At 63.7% G+C, this 21,123-nt stretch carries 17 protein-coding genes; 9 read left to right on the top strand and 8 right to left on the bottom strand.

Features of this window, described 5'->3' with window-relative positions:
* Positions 1–9: 9 nt before the first annotated feature.
* Positions 10–2,946, bottom strand: coding sequence for a sensor histidine kinase (locus ACEN9O_RS20820; protein WP_495613722.1), 2,937 nt, complete (start codon positions 2,944–2,946; stop codon positions 10–12).
* Between the two features lie 131 nt (positions 2,947–3,077).
* Between ACEN9O_RS20820 and ACEN9O_RS20815 the strand changes: the two genes are divergently transcribed.
* A complete protein-coding gene (locus ACEN9O_RS20815; protein WP_495613721.1) occupies positions 3,078–3,995 on the top strand; it encodes an alpha/beta fold hydrolase in 918 nt (305 codons plus the stop codon).
* A 15-nt stretch (positions 3,996–4,010) separates the two neighbouring features.
* Positions 4,011–4,802, top strand: a complete 792-nt coding sequence (locus ACEN9O_RS20810) for an SDR family NAD(P)-dependent oxidoreductase (protein ID WP_495613720.1) — start codon at positions 4,011–4,013, stop codon at positions 4,800–4,802.
* Positions 4,803–4,949: 147 nt separating this feature from the next.
* On the opposite strand, the gene ACEN9O_RS20805 is transcribed toward ACEN9O_RS20810, so the two are convergent.
* Positions 4,950–5,579: a LysE family translocator gene (locus ACEN9O_RS20805; RefSeq protein ID WP_495613719.1), complete on the bottom strand. Its 630-nt coding sequence runs from the start codon at positions 5,577–5,579 to the stop codon at positions 4,950–4,952.
* 160 nt (positions 5,580–5,739) lie between these two features.
* On the opposite strand from ACEN9O_RS20805, the gene ACEN9O_RS20800 reads away from it, so the two are divergent.
* Entirely contained in the window at positions 5,740–8,622 is a 2,883-nt protein-coding gene (locus tag ACEN9O_RS20800; protein WP_495613718.1) for a hybrid sensor histidine kinase/response regulator, read from the top strand.
* A gap of 62 nt (positions 8,623–8,684) precedes the next feature.
* Complete coding sequence (locus ACEN9O_RS20795) at positions 8,685–9,344, top strand: class I SAM-dependent methyltransferase (RefSeq protein ID WP_495613717.1); 660 nt, start codon at positions 8,685–8,687, stop codon at positions 9,342–9,344.
* Positions 9,345–9,349: 5 nt separating this feature from the next.
* On the opposite strand, the gene ACEN9O_RS20790 is transcribed toward ACEN9O_RS20795, so the two are convergent.
* Positions 9,350–12,475, bottom strand: coding sequence for an NAD(P)-binding protein (locus ACEN9O_RS20790; RefSeq protein ID WP_495613716.1), 3,126 nt, complete (start codon positions 12,473–12,475; stop codon positions 9,350–9,352).
* A gap of 122 nt (positions 12,476–12,597) precedes the next feature.
* Between ACEN9O_RS20790 and ACEN9O_RS20785 the strand changes: the two genes are divergently transcribed.
* The 3 genes from ACEN9O_RS20785 to ACEN9O_RS20775 all read left to right on the top strand — a co-directional run bounded on the left by ACEN9O_RS20785 (position 12,598) and on the right by ACEN9O_RS20775 (position 14,988).
* Positions 12,598–13,239, top strand: a complete 642-nt coding sequence (locus ACEN9O_RS20785) for a phosphohydrolase (protein ID WP_495613715.1) — start codon at positions 12,598–12,600, stop codon at positions 13,237–13,239.
* Between the two features lie 68 nt (positions 13,240–13,307).
* The gene (locus ACEN9O_RS20780) at positions 13,308–13,706 is read left to right on the top strand and encodes a hypothetical protein (RefSeq protein WP_495613714.1); all 399 of its coding nucleotides are present in this window, start codon (positions 13,308–13,310) and stop codon (positions 13,704–13,706) included.
* A gap of 379 nt (positions 13,707–14,085) precedes the next feature.
* Positions 14,086–14,988 (top strand): PAS domain S-box protein, encoded by a 903-nt coding sequence (locus tag ACEN9O_RS20775; RefSeq protein ID WP_495613713.1) that lies wholly within the window; start codon positions 14,086–14,088, stop codon positions 14,986–14,988.
* A 263-nt stretch (positions 14,989–15,251) separates the two neighbouring features.
* Here the strand turns inward: ACEN9O_RS20775 and ACEN9O_RS20770 are convergent, their stop codons facing one another.
* Complete coding sequence (locus tag ACEN9O_RS20770; RefSeq protein ID WP_495613712.1) at positions 15,252–15,443, bottom strand: hypothetical protein; 192 nt, start codon at positions 15,441–15,443, stop codon at positions 15,252–15,254.
* A 167-nt stretch (positions 15,444–15,610) separates the two neighbouring features.
* Here ACEN9O_RS20770 and ACEN9O_RS20765 point away from each other — a divergent pair, with 167 nt between their 5' ends.
* Together ACEN9O_RS20765 and ACEN9O_RS20760 are read left to right on the top strand one after the other, a co-directional pair.
* Entirely contained in the window at positions 15,611–16,189 is a 579-nt protein-coding gene (locus ACEN9O_RS20765; protein ID WP_495613711.1) for a chromate transporter, read from the top strand.
* Positions 16,186–16,773 (top strand): chromate transporter, encoded by a 588-nt coding sequence (locus ACEN9O_RS20760; protein WP_495613710.1) that lies wholly within the window; start codon positions 16,186–16,188, stop codon positions 16,771–16,773. The genes ACEN9O_RS20765 and ACEN9O_RS20760 overlap by 4 nt, the downstream gene beginning before the upstream one ends.
* Before the next feature lie 46 nt (positions 16,774–16,819).
* On the opposite strand, the gene ACEN9O_RS20755 is transcribed toward ACEN9O_RS20760, so the two are convergent.
* The 4 genes from ACEN9O_RS20755 to ssuC all read right to left on the bottom strand — a co-directional run bounded on the left by ACEN9O_RS20755 (position 16,820) and on the right by ssuC (position 21,122).
* Positions 16,820–18,604, bottom strand: coding sequence for an amidohydrolase (locus ACEN9O_RS20755; protein ID WP_495613709.1), 1,785 nt, complete (start codon positions 18,602–18,604; stop codon positions 16,820–16,822).
* A gap of 98 nt (positions 18,605–18,702) precedes the next feature.
* Positions 18,703–19,269, bottom strand: a complete 567-nt coding sequence (locus tag ACEN9O_RS20750) for a YceI family protein (RefSeq protein WP_495613708.1) — start codon at positions 19,267–19,269, stop codon at positions 18,703–18,705.
* Between the two features lie 265 nt (positions 19,270–19,534).
* Positions 19,535–20,338 carry an ATP-binding cassette domain-containing protein gene (locus ACEN9O_RS20745; protein WP_495613707.1) on the bottom strand — a complete coding sequence of 268 codons (804 nt, stop codon included), beginning with the start codon at positions 20,336–20,338 and terminating at the stop codon, positions 19,535–19,537.
* 13 nt (positions 20,339–20,351) lie between these two features.
* Positions 20,352–21,122, bottom strand: a complete 771-nt coding sequence (ssuC, locus tag ACEN9O_RS20740; protein ID WP_495613706.1) for an aliphatic sulfonate ABC transporter permease SsuC — start codon at positions 21,120–21,122, stop codon at positions 20,352–20,354.
* Between the last annotated feature and the right edge of the window lies 1 nt (position 21,123).

Below are 21,123 nucleotides of genomic sequence, written 5' to 3'. Positions count from 1 at the left end.
CGCATCACACTATCGGGTATATGCCAGCGTGGCCGGCACCTCCAGCTGCCACGTGGTACCGCTGCCTTCGCAACTGTGCACCTCCAGCCTGGCATCGATCCTGGCCGCGCGTTCGTACATCCCGCGCATGCCCCAATGGTTCTCGCGGCCGCCGTCATTAAGAACGGCGGCGGGAATGCCGATGCCGTCGTCGCTCAGGATACAGCGGAATTCCCGTCTGCCGTAGCGCAGTTCAACGTCTATCCTGGCCGCCCTGGCATGGATATAGGCGTTGGTCACCGCCTCGGTGACGATCGCCAGTGCCTCCTTGTAGATGGTCGCGTCGAGCTGGCGGGCGGTGCCGGAAATCGTCAGGTGTATCGGGCCGGCGTCGCCACGCTGCAGGCGCGCTGCCGCGGCCAGCACCGCGTCCGCAAAACTCAGCTTGCAGACGTCTTCCCCGCGCAGCTCGCGGATCCGCTCCCGCCCCTCGCCGAGCACGTCGTCGGCCTGCTGCAATGCGGTTTCGATCTGCAGCCGCGCCGTATCCTTCGCCGGCAAGTCCAGCAGCGCCGCATGCACATGCAGCACCAGCCCCTGCACCGATTGCAGCAAGGTGTCGTGCAACTCCCTGGCAATGCGCTCGCGCTCGTTGATCCGCTCCTGCAGGCGCACCGTCATCTGCCTGCTCAGATGCCCGATACGCCAGCGATAAGCGATGTAGCCAACCGAGAGCAAACTGAATGCACACAGCGTCTTGAACCACCAGGTCTGTGTGACTGTGGGCGCGATAGAAAAATCCACGGAGGTGACGGCGTCGGACCAGTTGCCGTTGTAGTCGGTCGCGTTAACGCTGAAGCGGTAATCGCCAGGCGCGAGGTTGCTGTAGTAGGCGCTGCGGCGCGCGCCGGCCTCCTGCCACGTCGCATCGACCTCATGCAGACGGTAGCGGAAGCGCAACCGTTCGGGGATCGCCAGCGCCGGACTGGTGTAATCGATCTGCAGCGCGGAACTGCCGGGCGCGAAGCGGACAGTCTGCTGCCACGGTTTGCCGTCGCCAGGCGGTCCCAGCGTCTTGATAACGACAGGGCGCGCAGGCGCGGACGGCAGCGGTTCGCCGGGCGTCAGACGGAACACGCCGGTGGACCGGGCTATCCACAGGCGCTTATCGGATGCCAGCACCAGCGACGGCGTGGGCGTTACATAGGGAGCGCTGCCCTCCAGTCCATCCAGTTGGTCCAGCCGCTCGTACTGCACCTGATAGTCGCGCTGCTGTTTGAATTTGACGATTTCCGCACTCGGAATGCGGAACAGGCCGGCGACGGCGTTCAGCCAGAGATCGCCGTTATCCAGTTCGACGATGCCGGAAATTCCGTGGAAGGTCTCGCCATTGACGCCGCTGAGCCGGTTAAAACGGTCCGCCCCCAGCAACGCCAGGCCCTTCTCACCGCCGGCCCATACGTGCTGGCCGTGCAGGTGCAGCGCCATCACCGTTCCCAGCGACCATCCTTCGGCCGGACCGTAGCTGCGCCACGCCGCGCCCTGCGCGTGGACCACCACGCCGGGGTAATAACCGAGCCAGAGGCCGGCCGCATCCGAGCGTGCCATGACATTGACTTCGCCTTCGCGCCCAGTCTTTTCCCACGTCCCCTGCGGGCTGCGGCGATACAGGCCATGCTGCACCAGCGCCACCAGCAGGCCGTCATCCTTGTCCGCCAGCAGCGCCTGCACCTTGGCCCCGCCTGCGGTGGCAGGCAAGGCCACCGGCTGGCTGCCCTTGCCCTGGAACCGGTTCAAGGTGTCGTACGAAGCGCCCCAGAGTGCGCCATCGCTGGTGCGGGTAAAACTGGTCAGGTTGCCGCGCCAGCCGGTGCCGGCGCGCGCCCAGATTGGTGTGGCGCTTACCTGGCCGGTCTCGTCGGCGACAATATGATAGCTGCCGATCCAGGCGCCGGCACTGTCATCGGCGATGATGCCACCGCCCATGGCCGCGTCAGGAACATCGAGCTTGGTCAGGCGCCGGTGGCGAAACCGGTCGATGCCGCCTGCCGTTGCGGCCCAAATATTTCCCTCTCGATCTTCGAAGATCGCGCCCACGGCGCGCCCGCTCAGGCCCTGCAGCGGCGCCGCCCTGGCGATTCCCTGCGCCGTGCGGTATTCGAGTCCTTCCGGCAGGCCTACCCAGAGGTCTCCATGGCGGTCGATCAGCAGGCTGCCGGGATCGCCGAGGTCGCCCCAGCGCCGGTAGGCTGTGTTCTGTCCGGCCCCTGTTAGCAGGTTGAGCCGCGCGTGCAGCGCATCCCAGCTCACCACATTGCCATCAGGGAGCTCGAACAGCACGCCGGTCCCACTGTCCACGGCAGCCTTGGCAAATCGGGTCTCGCCCGGCTTGAGAAAGTACACGCCCGCATCGCCCTGCGCCCACAGCACGCCATGGCGATCGCGCATCAGTGTTTTATATCGGCTGCCGGTCAGCAGCCACGAACTGTCCGCCTTGTGCCAGCGCTCGCCTTCCATGTAGTACAGGCCCAGCGCGGTGGCAGCCCACATGCGGCCGCTGCCATCCTGCTCCAATCCCCATACCGCACGGCTGGGCAAGCCGTCCTGTTCACCGTAATTGCGTATCAGCCCGCGCCGCAAAAAGCTGGCGCCGCCGGTGCGGTAGCCTATCCATAAGCCGTCAGCCACCGCGTTCACCAGGCTGACGTTTTGGGTCAGCACAGCCGCATTGGCCGGCGCAAACTGTTCAAACTGTATGCCATCGAAGCGATACAATCCGCCCGCCCCGCCCAGCCACAACCAGCCATCGCTGGTCTGCGTTATCGACAAAACCTCCTCCGGCGCGCCGTCGCGCGCGCGCCAGCTGGTGTGATGCGAGTTGATTGCCGGCGGCATAGCCCAGCAGGAAACCACCACGCAGCAAGCAAGGACCGCGCGGCCACAGCCACGCAAGAGATTCTTCATCATATTAATTCAGAATTAATTACAATTATGCAACCATGATGCTGGCGATTGTATAGAATTAATCTACCCGATAGTGTGTATGTTTAACTTTATCGTTTGGCTATCCTGTGATTCCAACCACAGGAGTCGACATCATGCTAATCAACCTTACCCGCGCAGCCGTATTCGGCGCAGCCCTTCAACTTGCCCCGGCGTGGGCCACGACTTTGCCGTATCCGTCTACTTTCAAGATAGAAAACATCAAGACGCCGGAGGCCACCATCCACGTGCGTGTCGGCGGCAGCGGGCCGGCGGTGGTGCTGCTGCATGGTTTTGGCGACACCGGCGACATGTGGACGCCGCTGGCGATCGCGCTGGCCAAGGACCATCGGGTGATCGTGCCGGACCTGCGCGGACTAGGTCTGTCTTCCAGGTCCGAAGCTGGCTATGAAAAAAGGAACCAGGCCGGCGATGTCCGCGCCGTGCTCGAGCAGCTCGGTGTCGACCAGGCAGTCATCGTCGGCCACGATATCGGCACCATGGTGGCCTACGCCTACGCCGCGCGCTATCGCGACAAGACCATCAAGCTGGTGGTAATGGACGCGCCGGTGCCGGGCGTTCCTCCGTGGGAGCAACTGGTGCGCCTGCCGGCTTTGTGGCATTTCGATCTCGGCGGCAAGGATGCCTTGCGCCTGGTCCAGGGGCGAGAGCGTATCTACCTGGACCGATTCTGGAACGACTTCGCCGGAGATCCGGCCAAGGTCGACGAAGCCACCCGTGCGCACTACGCCAAACTCTACGCCGCACCCGGCGCCATGAAGGCGGCCTTCCAGCAGTTCCAGTCGATCCGCAAGGATGCCGTGGAAAACGCCGAATCCGTGAAAACCAAGCTGAGCATGCCGGTGCTGGCGATCGGCGGCGAAAAGTCGTTCGGCGCCAATGAAGCGGTCGTCATGCGCAACGCCGCCACCAACGTCACCGAAAAAGTGATCCCCAACGCCGGCCACTGGCTGATGGAGGAAGCGCCCGACGCGACTATCCAGGCCGTGCTAACGTTCGTCAACGCCAAATAAGCAAGGAGAATCGAGATGGACTTACGACTCAACGGCAAGCTGGCACTGGTCAGCGGCAGCACCGCCGGCATCGGCTACGCGATCGCCTCCACACTGGCCCAGGAGGGTGCCAGCGTCATCGTCAACGGCAGGACGCAGGCCGCCGTCGACGAGGCGGTGGAACGCATGCGCACGGAGACGCACGGCACGGTCCACGGCTTTGCCGCGGACCTTAGTCAGGCCGAGGCGGCCAAGGAGGTCGTGCGCCAGCATGCCGGCATCAGCATTCTGGTCAACAACCTCGGCATCTTCGAGCCCAAGCCGTTCGAAGATATTCCCGACGAAGACTGGCTGCGCTTTTTCGATGTCAATGTCCTGAGCGGTGTTCGCCTTGCGCGGCTGGTGCTGCCGGAAATGAAGCGGGCGAATTGGGGCCGCATCATCTTCATCTCCAGCGAAAGCGCGGTGCAGATCCCCACCGAGATGATCCACTACGGCATGACCAAGACCGCGCAGCTGGCCGTGTCGCGCGGCCTGGCGGAATCGGTGGCCGGCACGGGCATCACGGTCAACAGCGTACTGCCGGGGCCGACGAAATCGCGCGGCGTCGGCGACTTTGTCGCGGACATGGCGCGCGTGAACGACAAGAGCCTCGAACAGATCGAGTCAGAATTCTTCGATCAGGTGCGCCCGACTTCGTTGATCAAACGCTTTGGGACGCCGCAGGAGGTCGCCTCGCTGGTGGCCTACGTGGCAAGTCCGCTGGCGTCGGCAACCACCGGCGCGGCGCTGCGGGTTGACGGCGGCGTCATCAAGAGCGCCTTCTGACCCAGGCAAAAAAAAGCCCGCGGCACAAAGAGGCGCGGGCCAAAAGTTTTCAAATCGGGAGAGACTTGAAAGAGCAAAGCCAGTATTGCAGTGCAACATTACGCCCTGATGACAAACGGCACCGCGAACAGACTTTTTTTGCTTTTTTCAACGAGAAATAATCAGTTTCAGCCCCAGGCCGACAAAAATCGTGCCGGCCACGCGGTCCATCCACATGCCCGCGCCCGGATGGCGGTTGATCCACGCGCCGACCGCGCCGGAAAAATATCCCAGCAAGCCGAACAAGACCACGCCCTGCGCCGTGAACAGCAAGCCCAGCTGAGCGGTCTGCCAGCTGACGTCGCCCCGCTCCGCCATCACGAACTGCGGCAGGAAGGACAGGAAGAACAGCACCACCTTGGGATTGACGGCGTTGGCGAACAAGCCCTTGGCAAACAGCTTGCCCAGGCTTTCATCCGGAACCCCTGCGCCCTGGACGCGGGCGCCGCCGCGACTGCGCAGCGCGCCGATGCCCAGCCAGATCAGGTAGCCGCCGCCCAGCAGCTTGAGCGCGCCAAACGCCATCGGCGAAGCCTTGATCAGGGCGCTCACGCCCAAGGTCGCCAGCAGCGTGTGGCTCAGGCAACCCAGCGCGCAGCCGAGGCCGAACACCATGCCCTGGCGCCGTCCGCGCGACATGCCCACGCTGAGCACCATCAAATTGTCCGGGCCCGGCGAAATCGTGATCAGCAAGGCGGCGCTGAGGAAACCAATGAATTGTTCTGGAGAAATAAGCACGGTCGCATCCCTGTGGTGCAAAGGCGCCATCTTACCTGCCCCGCTCGCCATGCGCCAAGCTCCGGCCCATGCCCTAAGTCAATTTTTAAATAAAACAATAAGTTCTCGTTTAAAATGGAAAAAACCCAACTTATCGACACCGGCGGCCTTCGGAACACTAATGAGTATAGCTTGCAAGATGTCTTACGGTCTGCCCCGTGGCGTGTTGCTCATGCTGCTGGCGATGCTGGCATGGTGGCAACTGGCGCTCAGCCCCAGCGCAGCCCGCGCTGCCGAGCGCGAGCCGGCCGCCATCAGCGTGAATACCGCAAGTATCGATTTAATGACCACAGGCAAGTTATACCTGGACGAAGGCCAGCCCTTCCCGGTCGATGCCGCCGGCCTGCCCAAGCTGCTGGCCGGGCTCAATCCCGCCTCCAAGGTCAATCTGCTGGGCGGCAGCTACTGGCTCTATGCCGAGCTGCGCAACGACAGCCATCAGCCAGCCTGGGTCATCGATCCCAACGACACGCTGATCGACATGGTCGACATCCAGGTGTTCGGTCCCGACGGCAGCGCGCGCCAGATGCTGACCGGCTACCGCCAGCCGCATTCCTACCTGCTGCACTACGGTAAGGACGTCGATCTGCAGCCCGGTCAGCGCTACCAGGTCCTGATACGCTTCGCCAGCCCCTACTACGCCCGCACGCCGGTGATGTCGGTGCTGCCGCGCACCGCCTACCAGCAGCTGGTGGCGCGCGAGAACGTGCTCATCATCGGCTCCATCGGCGCCCTGCTGGCGCTGACGGTGTTCAACTTCTTCATCTACTCGATCACCCGCGACAACTCCTCGCTGTACTACTCGCTGTACGTGCTGTGCTACGCCGTGGCCTGGGGCATGACCTTCCACATGACGGCCGACCTGTTCGGCTGGCACAACCTGCAATGGCACTACGTGCCCTTCTTCCTGCTGCCGGTGCTGAGCACCATGTTCTACACCAACTTCCTGCGGCTGAAGGAGCATTCGCCGCTGCTGTACCGGCTCAGCCGCATCAACATCGTGCTGCCGCTGGTGACGCTGCCCAGCTGCTTCTTCTACCTCAGCTATGCGCACACCATCGCCACCATCGTCATCTCGATCTGGATGACGATGGCGCTCACCAGCGGCATCGTGGTATGGCGGCGCGGCTACTACCCGGCGCGCTTCTTCGTGCTCGGCTTCGTCGCGCTGATGGTGCCTGGCTTGTTCATCCTGCCGGCCAACCTGGGCCTGATCCCGGCCGTGATCTCCAACGCCCAGCTGTTCACGCTGCTGGGCGGCACGCTGGACGGCGTACTGCTGGCGTTCGCGCTGGCCGACCAGATCCGCCTGCTGCGCAACACGCTGGAGCAGCGCGTGCAGGAGCGCACCGCCCAGCTCACCGAAGCCAAGGAACACGCGGAAGTGGTCAGCCGCCACCGCATCGACTTCCTGTCGGCGATGAGCCACGACATCCGCACGCCGCTGGCCGGCGTGATCGGCATGATCAAGTTCGCCATGCGCGACCAGTCGGTGCGCGGCCGCACCGAGGAATACCTGCGCATCGGCTTGCAGAACAGCGAATCGCTGCTGGCCATCCTCAACGACATCCTAGACTTTTCCAAGATCGACGCCGGCCGCCTGTCGATCGAGACGGTGGACTTCGACCTGATTGCGCTGGTCGACGACGCCATCGGCATCCTGCAAGGCCAGGCCGACGCCAAGAGCCTGCTGCTGCGCTGCGACCTGGCGCTGGACCTGCCGCGCTACGTGCGCGGCGATCCGACCCGGCTGCGCCAGATCCTGCTCAACCTGCTGGGCAACGCCATCAAGTTCACCGACCGCGGCGAAGTGCGGCTGGACGCCTCGGCCCTGATGACCGTCGACGGCCGCACCAGCGTCAGCTTCGACATCACCGACACCGGCCCCGGCATCCCGGCCGAGACGCTGCCACGCCTGTTCCAGAAGTTCGAGCAGGCCGACCACTCGACCACGCGCCGCTACGGCGGCACCGGCCTTGGCCTGGCGATCTGCAAGGAGCTGGTCGAACTGATGGGCGGCTCGATCGCCGCCGAAAGCCGGGTCGGCGTCGGCTCCACGTTCAGCTTCACGCTGCCGCTGGCGCTGGGCGCGGCGCCGGCAATCGATCCATCCAGCCTGCCGCGCAAGGAGCACCACGCCTACCGCCTGCGCGTGCTGTGCGCCGAGGACGTGCGCACCAACCAGATCATCGTCAGCACGCTGCTGGAAAACATGGGCCACGACATCCGCGTGGTGGAAAATGGCTTGCAGGCGCTGCACGCGCTGAGCAGCGCCGCCTATGACCTGGTGCTGATGGACGGCCGCATGCCGATGATGGACGGCGAGCAGGCCACGCGCCTGATCCGCAGCGGCGGCAGCGAAGACTACCGCGTGCTCGATCCCGGCATTCCGATCATCGCGCTGACCGCCAACGCCAGCGACCATGACCGCGCGCGCTACCTCGCTGTGGGCATGGACGGCTTCCTCAGCAAGCCGGTCGACGAACGCCTGCTGTACGACCAGATCGAAAAAACCATCGCCCAGCACCTGAGCCGCGGCCGTCCGCTGCGGCCCACCGATACCGTGCGCCTGGCCGCCAACCGCGAACAATCGCTGGACGAGCAGTTCGGCGTGGCGCCGGCGGTCGAGAAGCGCATCGATCCGGCCACCGTGCAGATCATGCCGCTGGCTGGGCTGTCGCACTCGCACATGCAGCGCATCACCCAGGCCTTCCTCGACGAGGCGCCGCGCCGGCTGGAGACCGCGCGCGCCGCCGTCACAGCCGCCAACGCCCACGCGGCGGCGGCGGCGATCCACGCACTCAAGGGCAGCGCCGGCTATCTGAGCTCGACCCACCTGCACACGCTGTGCCACGAAATGGAGGCCGCGGCGGCCGCCGGCGACCTGGCCGAAGTCACCCGCCGCATGCCCGCCGTGGCGGCCGCGCTGGACCAGGCCTGCAACGACCTGCGCCGCGCCGCCAGCGACGACGTGAGCTTGTCGCAGCAGGAATCGACCACCTGACCCGCACGCGCAAGCGGCGGTGACGCTGCTACACTGGCGACATCCAACCAAGGAGATGCCGCATGTCCAACCGCACACTCAACCTCACCGATACACTGTACGACTATGTACTGGCGCATTCGCTGCGCGAACATCCGACGCAAACAGCCCTGCGCGACGCCACCCGCGGCCATGACCGCGCCACCATGCAGATCGCGCCCGAACAGGGCCAGTTCATGGCGATGCTGGTCAAGCTGACCGGCGCCCGCCACACCATCGAGATCGGCGTATTCACCGGCTACAGCGCGCTGTCGGTGGCGCTGGCGCTGCCGGCCGACGGCCGCATCCTGGCCTGCGACATCAGCGACGAATACACCCGCATCGGCAAGCCGTTCTGGGCGCAGGCCGGCATCGCCGATAAAATCGATTTGCAGCTGGGCCCCGCACTGGCCACGCTGGACGCGCGCCTGGAGGCCGGCGAGGCGGGCCTGTACGACTTCGCCTTCATCGACGCGGACAAGGTCAACTACGACGGCTATTACGAACGCTGCCTGCGACTGGTGCGGCCCGGTGGCCTGATCGTGATCGACAACACGCTGTGGAGCGGCCGCGTCGCCGAGCGCGCCGACAGCGACGACACCGCCGCGCTGCAGGCGCTGAACATCAAGCTGCACCACGACGAGCGCGTCGACCTGTCGCTGCTGCCGCTGGGCGACGGCTTGACGCTGGCCCGCCGCCGCTAGCCGCATCAGAAGTCGGTCTCGCCCTCGATCACGGCCGGATGGCCACTCATCGCGCGCGAGGTCTGCATGCCGGCCATCACGGCCGCTTCCACGCAGCCGGCGTTCAAACCGGTCTTGATCCAGTCGCCCGTCAGGTAAAGATTGGAGAAGCCGGATTGGTCGGTCTGCAAACGGTACCTGGTGCTGTTCACCACCGACATCACGTAGCGCTCGGACGGATCGACATTGGCGCGCCAGTACTGGCTGTCGAAGCGCGCCACGCCGGTCGCTTCATTGCCGTCCACCAGCCATTGCCATGGGAACGCGCCGGCCGGCCCGGCCGCCGACCACAGCGAAGCGATCCTCTTGCTCAACTGCTCGACCGCGCCCTCCTTCGCCTTCGCCGCCATGCGCGCCGGGAAGCCGGTCTCGCTGGCCGGCGGATAGCTCGCCACCGGCAGCGCGCTGCAGAAGTAGGATACGTTGCGCGGGTCCAGCTGCGCCGGCCAGGCTTCGCGGCATAGCAGCTGGTCCATCGGCGCCCAGGTGTCGTAAGGCTCGCCGAATCCGCTCAGCACCGGCTGCTGGCCATCGGGCTGATAGTCCCAACCCATCTGCTTCAAGTCCTTGTCCAGCCAGACCTGGTAGGCCTGCGTGGCCACCGTCTGCACCTGTTCGTAAGTGGTGTTCAGCGCCGGGCTTTGCGCCAGCAGCTGCGGACACAAAGGCTTGAGCGAACCGACCGAGATGCCGAACACCACCTGGTCGAAATCCACACCGCGCCTGAGCGTCAGCACCGGCAGCTCTTTGTCGAAGTGCTGGTGATACAGCTTCGGCCAGTCGCTCCAGTAGGATTCCAGGTTGAGGTCGTGCTCCTGCAGCAGCGCCGCTTGCGCCGGATCGATCTGGCCGTAGTTCGGGGTGCTCGGCCAGCAGGCCAGGTCCTTGACGTCCACCAGCGGATCGTAGGCAGCGCCCTTCAGCGCCACCTGCTGCGTCATGCGGATGCTGCCGATCTGGCGGCCATCCGGCACCAGCTCCTCGACCTTGTGGAAGAACTTGAACTTGACGCCGCGCGCCAGCAAGGCCTGGTACAACGGCGTGAATACCGTGTCGCCCATCCCCGCCTGCATCTTGAACATGATGCCGCCCTTGTAGGCCAGGCCGATGCGCGCCATCGCCCGCAGCAGCGTGCCGGCTTCGATATTGGGCTTGCCGAAATCGCCGCCTTCGTAGGCGAACACCAGATCGTAGAAGCCGCGCACCGGCGCCGAATCCACGCAGAGCTTTTCGTCGCCGCCGTGCTTAGTCAACCACTGGCGGAAATCGACGTCGTTGATCACGTCGAAGCCGTTGCGTATGACACCGTCCTCGAACACGCCCTTCATCACCGTCACGCCCAGGTCCAGGCAGATGAACAGGCGGCGGATGTCGTCGCTGGCGTCGCCGTCGGCGTGGTCGACCAGGCCGCGGTAGCGCGAGTGCAGCCGCTGGCGCACGCCCTCCAGCGCGCCAGCCAGCGCCAGGTGCTCTCCCACCTTGTGCTGCGCGACATCGGCCGGCAGGTTGACCACCATGCCGTACAAGGCGCCGCCCAGCAGCGACATATCTTCCAGCAGCTCGTGCGCCGACGACGTCACGCCTTCAGCCAGGTGATACAGCCAGTCCGGCAGCACGCCAGTGTGGTGCTCGTGCGCGGGCAGCTCCAGTTCGCGGGTCAGCTTATCCAGGCTCTTGATCCACTTGTCGATCCAGCCCATCATCGCCACCGCCAACTGCCACAGCGTGATCTGCTCGTTGCCCTCGCCCGGCTCGCCCGGCAGCGTCGGGAACACGATGGACCAGTTGTGCCACTGGTCGCCGACCTGCTCCGACAGCGCCACGTAATCGTGCTGCTTGAAGGCGTCGCGCCAGGTCGCCAGCGGCGCGCCGGCCGGGCGATCAAGGCTGGTGTAGGCCGCCTTGATCATCTTGAACGCGTTGGAATAGAAGCCGAACCAGATGTGCAGGCCGTGTTCTTCGATGCGCTGCCCGTACTGCGCATTGCGCCCGCTGGCGCCCTTGCCGCCCAGGCGCCAGCCTTGCTGGTAGACGGTGATGTCGTAGTTGTTCTGCCAGCCCGGCAGGTCGCTCAGGTAGTAGGCCGCCGTCATCGATCCCACACCGCCGCCGAGGATGGCGATCTTCTGCGGGGCGATCGAGGAATTGTCGATCAACTCCTCGCCCGGCTGCGCGGTGAAATCGAAATTCAGGTTGTACGGCAGGATGGCAGTCTGCGCGCCCACTTGCAGGCCCAGCGTCTCATTGAGCGGGAAGCTGTCGAAGGCATGCAGCACGCACTCGTATTCGTAGCCCAGCAGCTTGCCGCCGTGGATCCTGTCGATGGTGGCCGGGGCCGCGAGGATGGCCTGGTACACGGCTTTCAAACCGGCGCTGTCCGGGAACTGCTTGAGGAAGATCTGGTCGATGCGCGGATTGCGCAGCAGCGAGATGATGTCGTCCCAACCCGCCACGTCCAGGTTGAAAAAGTCCGGGATGGACAGGAACAGCTCTATCGCCTGCTCGATCAGATCGAGCACGCTGGTGATGGGTCTTTCGATGCCGGTCTTGCGGGTCGCGTTCACTTCCAGCAGCGGGTGCATGTCGATCTTCGTCTCCGGCGCAAACGGCTGGAAGCCCTTGGCCGCGACCGAGCAGCGCAGCGGCTCCGTGCCGGCCGCCGGGATCTCGTACTCGCACAAATATTTGGGATAGCCGAACAGCTCACGGCCGTTAATCAGCGCCATCGCGTCGTCGACGAAGATGTGCGCGGGGTAGTAGTAGATATGGGCCAGCTTGCCCTCGTCGTCCATGGCGCCGACCATGATCCAGGTGACGATGTCGATCTCGGTGATCCAGCCCTTGGCATGATCGACCGGGGCCGCCGAATCGGCGTGGTTGACGCGGGTGAAGGTCAACAGCACATAGGGAGAAATCGCGTTGAAGCGCATGCGCTGGCCGGCCACCTGGTTCAGCGTGTCGTCCAGCGTGGCCTGGAGCTTGGCCAGATCGCCCTTGACGAAGAAACCGTACATCTCGGAGTTTTTCAATTGCAGCGGCGAGTGCATCATCACCGAGCCGCCCTGGTAGATATATGAAGGTCTGGTCGCCATGAGCTCATTTTTCGAGGATTGAACAGCGTTCCAGTGTATTGCAAATCCGCTGATCGTTGCCGAAAAATAATTCGCCGCCGTGGGTGTAGGATGTAGCCTGAGCCACAGACAAGGAAGTCCGCATGGGTCGCGATCATCATGAACCCCGCGCCTGGGTCCGCATGCCGTCGGAGCGCCGGCTGGACCTGCTCGACCCCACGCCGTTCGACTGGGAAGACAGCGACCTGGCGCTGGGCCTGGCGCGCACCTATCGCTGGGGCGGCCATTCGGCCTGGCCGCTGCCGCTGTCGGTGGCGCAGCACTCGCTGACGGTGATGCACTTGCGCGCGGCCGCCTGCACGGCGGTCGGCCTGGCCTTGCCGCCGCTGGCCGCGCTGCGCGAGCTGCTGCACGACGCGGAGGAAGGCCTGCTGGGATTCGATTGCGTCTCGCCGCTCAAGCCCTTCCTGGGCGACGGCTTCAAGGCGCTGACGGTGCGGCTGGAGCGCGCGGTGTTCCTGCGTTATGGCTTGCAGCACTGGACGCCGAAGGAACACGCCGCCCACAAGATGGCCGACCGGCTGGCGGCCGCCAGCGAAGCGGTGCACGTGGTGGGATGGTCGGCGAAGGAAGTGCTGCACACGCTGAAGATCACCGTGCCGCCGTTGAGCGAAGATCCGCTGCAAGCCATCTACGGCGGCACCGCGTGGGAACCCTGGCCGCCGACCCTCGCCAGCGAGCGCTTCCTGGCCGAGCTCGACCGTTTAAAAACTCTCAGCGCCTAGGCCTTCCGAGCGATGTCGCGTGCTCGACTACAGCGCTATACTGAGATGTAACTTTATCTGGAGATTCCATGACGACACCCGAAAACGAACTGGTCAACAACGCCCGGCTGACGACGCTGGCGCGCGCCTTGCGCGACTTGCACAAACAGCTGATCCATGTGGAGACACAGTATTTCGGCGCGGTCGGCAGTCCGCTGGAGCATTTGCAGCTGGTGGCCAATCATCCGCATTTCGCCTGGCTGCAAAAACTGTCGGGCCTGATGGCGCAGATGGATGAGCGTCTCGATGAACCGGAACCGGTCACCGTGGCCGAAGCTGGCGCCTACCGCAAGGCCATCGAAGCGCTGATCGGTCCGTCCGAAAACGGCGACGCCGAATTCCGCGCCAAGTACAACGCGCTGCTGCACGACGGCACCGAGATCATCATGGCCCACGGCGCCGTACGCCAACTGCTGGCGGGAATCTGACAGCCATCCAATTCCTGAAGAAAAGCCGCTAAGCAGCCGTATTTAAAGCGCTTTTCTCAGATATCCACACCAGCTGTGGATAAGGTTGTGAATAACCGCCACTTGACAGCCGAGAGCGCCTTTAACGGCGCGGGTTTCAACAAAATGCCTAATCCACAGGCAGATTTTTTACCCAATAAAATCAATAACTTACATCCCGTAAAATTCAGACATCAAAGGTTTTCCAGCCCGCTTGAAAAATATTTTTTTGTGCATAAGTAGGCTAGTAGAGACGCTGATGCACGCCTGCCGGGGAATCCTTTGACAAAAGTGCTAGCAAGGAATAGTGTCACTCTGAAGGTCCGCAATTCCCTTCTTCGACTTATCGCGGGATTGACGCATGAATCAGAACGACGACGACACCGATTGGATGATAGAGGACGAAGCGCCGCCGGCCAGCCAGCCGCAGCCTGGCAAGCCCGGCGCAGCACCGGCACCGCCGCCTTGGCGGGTGCTGATCGTGGACGACGATGTCGATGTCCACGTGGTCACCAAATTTTCATTGAGTAATGTCTGCTTCCAGGGGCGCCGGCTCAGCTTCCTGCACGCCTACAGCGGCGAAGAAGCCCTGACGACGCTGCGCACCACGCCCGACATCGCGCTGGTGCTGCTGGACGTCATCATGGAAACCAGCGACGCCGGCCTGAACGTGGCCCGTCATATCCGCGACACCTTGCACAACAACCTGGTGCGCATCGTGCTGCGCACCGGCCAGCCGGGCCAGGCGCTGGAGCACAGCATCATCCTCGACTACGACATCAACGACTTCTGGTGCAAGACCGACCTCACCACGCGCAAGCTGTTCACCACGGTGATCTCGTCGCTGCGCGCCTACTCGGGACTGGCGCAGGCGCACCGCCAGATCCAGGCGCTGCAGCAGGAACTGGACCAGGCCAGGACGGTACTGGCCGCGGTAGACCAGCACGCGGCCATGATGACGCTGGATGCGCGCGGTAAGATTATCTCGGTCAACGATAAATTCTGTACAGTATTCCAGTACAGCCGCGAGGAGCTGCAAGGCGCCGATCCGCGCCTGCTGCACGCCCCGCCCTATCCGCCGGATCAATTGACGGACGCCCTGCAAGCGCTGAAGGAAGGCGAAACGTGGACCGACGTGGTCAGCGCCTGGCGCCGCGACGGCCAGGAAGTGCGGCTGCGCGCCACCGTGACGGCAACCGCCGACAAGCCGCCGCACTACATCGTCGTCGCCAGCGTGCTGCAGGCGCTCAAAAGGCCGCTATAACGCCTAAGTCGCGGATTGTTATAGCTCTTTTCGGGATATCCACAGAGACTGTGGATATCTATGTGGATATCCCCCCATTGACACCGCAGAGAGGCTTTACCTATGCGGTTTTCAACAAACTGCCCATCCAAAAGGCAAAATCAAACCCCTTATAAATCAAATACTTAGCACACCACTTATTGTACCAAGAAAATATTTCGAAAATAATTCTTGTCAACATGGTTTGTGCATAAGTAAACAAGGCACCGCACCAGGCGGCTGTCTCAATGCGGGGATTTTCGACGCAGTTCAGGGTGTAATAACACCCGTTCGATCACTTGCGGATCGACGTTATGGGATTTCAGGTATTCGATCGCACAAACGGTATTAAAGCTGGACTGCACTTGAATGCCACGGTTCACTGCGGCACTGCATTGCTCATCGCGACGCTGCTGTAATAACGAAACGTTCATCATGATCCTTAACAAGAATTGAAGGTACGGACGTTGATCCGCGTCATGCCTAGGCCAGTATCGGCCACCTTACACCAAAGTCAATGTCAGCTTCCTATCAATTCCGAATTTAAAACGCACCGTACTCCTGGGTTCATAGACATGCGGCAATACCGGCGCGATAATGGTGCATGCCTACCGATCCGCCACGCCCCCGCCCCGCCTCGCTACTTGATCTATTCATCTCTTTCACCATTTTGGCGCTCCAGGGTTTCGGCGGCGTGCTGGCCGTTGTGCAGCGCGAGCTGGTCGAACGCAAGCGCTGGCTGACGCAGGAAGAATTCATCGAGGAATGGGCGGTCGCGCAAATCATGCCCGGCCCCAATGTCGTCAATCTGGCGCTGATGGTCGGCAGCCGCTACTACGGCTTGCGCGGCGGCCTGACAGCGCTGGCGGGCATGCTCACGCTGCCCCTGCTGCTGGTGCTGGCGCTGGCCGTGCTGCACTCCCACTACGCCCATCATCCGGGCGTGGCCGGCGCGCTGCGCGGCATGGCGGCGGTGTCGGCCGGCATGATCGCCGCCACCGGCCTCAAGCTGGCCTCCGCGCTCGGCAAGCATCCGCTGCCGATGTGGCTGACCGGCGCCATCGCGCTGCTGTGCGTGGTATTCGTGGTGCTGCTGCACATGCCGCTGGCTTACACGCTGCTGGTCTTGGGCAGCATCGGCGTCACGCTCACCCACCGCAAGCTCAAGGGACATCAGCCATGAACGACGCCCCGCTGCACCTCGTGCTGAGCCTGACCGACTGGGTCAACCTGTTCGCCCACTACATGCTGCTGTCGCTGATGTCGATCGGCGGCGCGATTTCCACCACGTCCGAAATGCACCGCTTCCTGGTCGAGGAACATCACTGGCTGACGCAATCGCAGTTCAACGATTCGATCGCCATCGCCCAGGCCGCGCCGGGCCCCAACGTGCTGTTCGTGGCGCTGATGGGCTGGAACGTCGGGCTCAATGCCGGCAGCTATACGCTTGCGCTGGCCGGCGTGCTGGTGACGATGCTGGGCATTATGATACCGAGCACCACCCTGACCTATCTGGCGGCACGCTGGGGCCACCAGAATCGCGAGCTGCTGGGCGTGCGCGCCTTCAAGCAAGGCATGGCGCCGGTGGTGGTCGGGCTGATGGTGTCGGTGGGGATCATCCTCGGCAGCGCGCATCACAGCTGGGCCACCGACTGGCCCCTGTGGACCCTGTCGGTGGCGGCAGGCCTGGTGATCTGGCGCACCCGCATTCACTTGCTGTGGATATTGGCAGGCGGTGCGCTGCTGGGCTGGCTACAGCTGGTTTAACCCCGGCACAGCGGGGTCGGACCCCGCGGGGTCCGACCCCAACGGTTCATCGCTGTGCGGGGTTCTGGTAGCCGCCGTAGTATTTCACCGGGCTCCAGTCCGGCTGCACCTCGGGCAAGGCCGGCGCGTACTGCTTGAACTCCTGCGCCGCGTACACCACCTTGCCGTTGACGATGGTCAGGCTGCTTTCCAGGTTCTTGATCTGCTCGGCCGACATCGAGAAATAATCCTGCGGCAGTATCACCAGGTCGGCGTACTGGCCGGCGGCCAGCGTGCCCTTGAGCTTTTCCTCGCCGCTCATCCATGCGCTGCCCTGCGTCATCAGCTTCAACGCCTGGTAGCGGCTCAACACATCCCTCGGCCGCCAAACGCTGAGGCCGCCTGCGGTCTTGCCCGTCACCGCCCAGTAGATCGACGGCCACGGCCCGTAGCTGCTAACACGCGTGCCGTCCGTGCCCAGGCCGACAGGGATCTTCATCTCCAGCATTTTTTTAATTGGCGGCATCTGGCGGGTCTGCGCGCCATACTGCTTCCAGTACAGCTCGCCCTGGAAGTACATGCGGTTTTGCACCGCGATGCCGCCGCCCAGCGCCTTCACCCGCGCCAGCTGCTTGTCGCTGATGGTTTCGGCGTGGTCGAAGAACCAGCGCAGGCCGTTCAGCGGCGTATCCTTGTTGACCTTTTCGATGACGGCCAGGTCGCGGTCTATGCTCTCGTCATAGGTCGCGTGGATGCGGAACGGCCAGCGGTTCTTGATCAGCAGGCGCAGCACCGGCTCCAGTTCGCTCTCCATCTGCTGCGGCATGTCCGGTCGCGGCTCCAGGAAGTTTTCGAAGTCGGCCGCGCTCCACACCAGGTTCTCGCCGCCGCCCTCGGTGTTGTAGCCGTTGGCGTAGAACAGGTGATCGTTGCGGTCGGGCTTGGTCATGGTCAGCCAGCGCTGATAGTCCTCCAGCTCCTTGCCCGGTTTCTGCGCGAACAGGTAGTAGGAGGTGCGCACGGTCAGCTTGCCGCTCTTGGCCAGCTCCAGGCTGACCGCGTAATCGTCGGGATAGGCTTGCCCGCCGCCGCCGGCGTCGATGGCGCTGGTCAGGCCCAAGCGGTTCAGCTCGGTGTAGTACTGCTGGGTGGAATTGAGCTGCTGCTCGCGCGGCAGCACATTGGTCTTGCCCAGCGTGGTGTACAGGATCATCGCGTTTGGCTTGGCGATCAGCAGGCCGGTCGGCTTGCCGTCCGCGCCCAGCTCGACCACGCCGTCCTTGAATTTGGTGTCGGCGTTGTAGCCCAGCGTGGCGACGCCCTTCTGGTTCAGGAAGCCCAGGCCGTACAGGTACAGCAGGAACACCGGCTTGTCCGGCACCGCTTCATTGATTTCGGCCAGCGTCGGCAGGCGCTTTTCCTCGAACTGGAATTCGTTCCAGCCGCCGACCACCTTGATCCAGGCGCCGTCCGGCGTGCGCGCGGCCTGCTCCTTGAGCATTTGCAGCGCCTTCTTCAGCGAGGTCACGCCGTCCCAGCGCAGCTCGGCGTTGTAGTTCAAGCCTTCGCGAATGATGTGCAGGTGCGAGTCGTTGAGGCCGGGGATGACGGTCTTGCCGCCGGCGTCGATCAGCTGGGTGCCGGCCGCCTTGAGTTTCAGGATCTTGGCATTGCTGCCGACGGCCTGGATCTTGCCGTCCTTGATGGCGAGGGCTTGCGCGAAAGCGCCTTCCCTGGTCATCGTGGCGATCTTGCCGTTGCTGATGATGAGGTCCGGCGCGGCCGTGTCTGCGGCCTGCGCCATACCGGCACAGGCCAGTGCGGCCGCTACCGCGAGCTGGTTCAATGTCATGCTGCTGCTCCTAAAATAAACGGGCCGGCGCGGTACCAGGTATGAGTACCGCGCCGGCCCACATCAGGAGCTAACGAATTGAGCCAGGCTCAGTTCGATTAGTCCTTGATGGATTCGACTGCGAAAGTCAGGGTTACGTCGTCGCCGACGTAAGGTGCGTATTTACCGGCGTTGAATTCGGTACGCTTGATGGTGGCGGTGGCGTTGGCGCCGCAAGCCAGTTTCTTCAGCATCGGGTGATCCATGCACTGCAGGTGGGTCACGGTCAGCTTGACTGGCTTGGTCACGCCTTTGATCGTCAGGTTGCCGTCGATCGACGCCAGCTTGTCGCCGTCAAAGTTGAACTTGGTCGACTTGTAGGTGATGGTTGGGAACTTGGCGGTGTCCAGGAAGTCCTCGCCCTGGATGTGGCCGTCGAACAGTTTCGAGCCGGTGTCGACCGATTTGGCGTCGATCGTGGCTTCAACCGAACCGGTCTTGGCGGCGGTATCCAGCACGATCTTGGCGGTCGTGTTGTTGAAGCGGCTTTGCTGGGTCGAATAGCCGAAGTGGCTGTACTCGAAGCGGGCAAAAGTGTGATTAGCGTCGGAGGTGAAGCTATTCGACGCGGCAGAGGCGGACAGCGAGATACCAGCGGCAACCAGCAGGGCGAAGATTTTTTTCATTAGTAAGACTCCAGAATGTGGGAACAAAGTATAAGAACTCGACCCGGCCTACGGTAGCGGCCTGGTGCATGTCTTCGAGTGAACCGATTATGCTCGTCACATCCAAAGTTGTAAAACGAAAAATTTACCACGTTACTATCGATTAAATCGATCATAAAGCGGGCGACTCATGTGGAAATGATACCGCGGCAGGCACAAAACGGCGATCTGCCTAAAGGCCGGTGGCCGCCCTACCCGGCGGGGGTAATGCGGCCACGGAGGGATGTCAGGCTGCGGCGGCCACGGCAGCCGGTTGATGCAGGATGCGGCCCAGCAGCCGCTGTTCCAGCGCCGCGAACGGCGCGCTGCCGCGTGCGCGCGGGCGCGGCAAGTCCACCTTCAGGTCCAGTGTGATGCGGCCCTCCTCGATCAGCAGCACGCGGTCGGCCAGGGCCAGCGCTTCCTGCACGTCGTGCGTCACCAGCACGGCGGTGAAGCCGCGCGTCTGCCACAGCGCTTCAATCAGCTGCTGCATCTCGATGCGGGTCAGCGCGTCAAGTGCGCCCAGCGGCTCGTCCAGCAGCAGCAACTGCGGCTCGTGCAGCAAGGCGCGCGCCAGCGCCACCCGCTGCCGCTGGCCGCCCGACAATTCGGCCGGCCAATCATCGGCACGATCGGCCAGGCCCACGGTCGCCAGCGTGGCCGCCGCCGCGTTCAGCGAATGCGGCATGCCGATCGCCACGTTCTCCAGCACCGATTTCCACGGCAGCAAGCGCGCCTCCTGGAACATGATGCGGATGCTGGCGGCGATGCTGCCGTTGCCGACCGCGATGCTGCCGGCATCGGCACTGTCCAGCCCCGCGATGGCACGCAGCAGCGTGCTTTTTCCGCAGCCGCTGCGGCCAACCACGGCGACGAATTCGCCGGCGCGCAGTTCCAGCCGGACGTCGCTCAGCACCGGCCGGGCGCCGAACGATTTGCTCACGCCGTCCAGCGCCAGGGACACGCCCTGCCGCCTGGCAGGCGTGGGCGCGATGGGCTGGCGGCTCACGGAATGGCCGATGTCAAATGGAGCGGTCGAGATATGCATACGGTTTCCTTCATTAACGGTAAGCGGGATTCCAGCGCAGGAAGTGCTTCTCCATCCCGCGTGACAGCAGGTCGGCCAGCTTGCCCAGCAAGGCGTACAGCAGGATGCCCACCAGGACCACGTCGGTCTGCAGAAACTCGCGGGCGTTCATCGTCATGTAGCCGATGCCCGCCTGCGCCGAGATGGTTTCGGCGACGATCAGCAGCACCCACACCAGGCCGAGCGAAAAGCGCACGCCCACCAGTATCGACGGCAGCGCCGCCGGCAGGATCACATCGCGGTACAACGGCCAGCCGGACAGGCCGTAACTGCGCGCCATCTCGATCAAGCCCTGGTCGGCGGAGCGGATGCCGTGGAACGCGTTCAGGTACACGGGGAAGAACACGCCCACCGCCAGCAGGAACAGCTTGGCCGTTTCGTCGATGCCGAACCACAGGATCACCAGCGGGATCAACGCCAGCGCCGGGATGTTGCGCACCATTTGCAGCGTGGTGTCGAGCAGTGTTTCAGCGCGGCGCACGCTGCCGGTCAACAGGCCAAGCAGCAGCCCAGCGCCGGCGCCGATCGCAAAGCCGCTGGCCGCGCGCCAAAGGCTGGTGCGCAGGTGCAGCCACAATTCGCCGGAGACGGCCAGGGTCCAGAAAGCCCTGGCCACCGCCAACGGCTCCGGCAGGATGCGGCTGGACAGCCAGCCCAGTTGCGACGCGGCCTGCCAGCCGGCGATCAGCAGCACCGGCAGTATCCACGGCGCGACGGCGTTGGGATGGGGAGCGGTCGACCTCATG

This window comes from Duganella sp. Dugasp78 (genome assembly GCF_059491455.1).
Note: the sequence above shows the minus strand (reverse complement) of the source record. Positions and strands in the feature narration are given on the sequence as shown.

Excerpts from the sequence above, each read along its gene's own strand:
- ACEN9O_RS20750 (WP_495613708.1), bottom strand. The coding sequence starts at position 19,269 with ATGAAAAAAATCTTCGCCCTGCTGGTTGCCGCTGGTATCTCGCTGTCC.
- ACEN9O_RS20810 (WP_495613720.1), top strand. The coding sequence starts at position 4,011 with ATGGACTTACGACTCAACGGCAAGCTGGCACTGGTCAGCGGCAGCACC.
- ACEN9O_RS20790 (WP_495613716.1), bottom strand. The coding sequence starts at position 12,475 with ATGGCGACCAGACCTTCATATATCTACCAGGGCGGCTCGGTGATGATG.
- ACEN9O_RS20745 (WP_495613707.1), bottom strand. The coding sequence starts at position 20,338 with ATGCATATCTCGACCGCTCCATTTGACATCGGCCATTCCGTGAGCCGC.
- ssuC (WP_495613706.1), bottom strand. The coding sequence starts at position 21,122 with ATGAGGTCGACCGCTCCCCATCCCAACGCCGTCGCGCCGTGGATACTG.
- ACEN9O_RS20815 (WP_495613721.1), top strand. The coding sequence starts at position 3,078 with ATGCTAATCAACCTTACCCGCGCAGCCGTATTCGGCGCAGCCCTTCAA.
- ACEN9O_RS20755 (WP_495613709.1), bottom strand. The coding sequence starts at position 18,604 with ATGACATTGAACCAGCTCGCGGTAGCGGCCGCACTGGCCTGTGCCGGT.
- ACEN9O_RS20800 (WP_495613718.1), top strand. The coding sequence starts at position 5,740 with ATGAGTATAGCTTGCAAGATGTCTTACGGTCTGCCCCGTGGCGTGTTG.
- ACEN9O_RS20820 (WP_495613722.1), bottom strand. The coding sequence starts at position 2,946 with ATGATGAAGAATCTCTTGCGTGGCTGTGGCCGCGCGGTCCTTGCTTGC.
- ACEN9O_RS20780 (WP_495613714.1), top strand. The coding sequence starts at position 13,308 with ATGACGACACCCGAAAACGAACTGGTCAACAACGCCCGGCTGACGACG.
- ACEN9O_RS20775 (WP_495613713.1), top strand. The coding sequence starts at position 14,086 with ATGAATCAGAACGACGACGACACCGATTGGATGATAGAGGACGAAGCG.
- ACEN9O_RS20770 (WP_495613712.1), bottom strand. The coding sequence starts at position 15,443 with ATGATGAACGTTTCGTTATTACAGCAGCGTCGCGATGAGCAATGCAGT.
- ACEN9O_RS20785 (WP_495613715.1), top strand. The coding sequence starts at position 12,598 with ATGGGTCGCGATCATCATGAACCCCGCGCCTGGGTCCGCATGCCGTCG.
- ACEN9O_RS20765 (WP_495613711.1), top strand. The coding sequence starts at position 15,611 with ATGCCTACCGATCCGCCACGCCCCCGCCCCGCCTCGCTACTTGATCTA.
- ACEN9O_RS20795 (WP_495613717.1), top strand. The coding sequence starts at position 8,685 with ATGTCCAACCGCACACTCAACCTCACCGATACACTGTACGACTATGTA.
- ACEN9O_RS20760 (WP_495613710.1), top strand. The coding sequence starts at position 16,186 with ATGAACGACGCCCCGCTGCACCTCGTGCTGAGCCTGACCGACTGGGTC.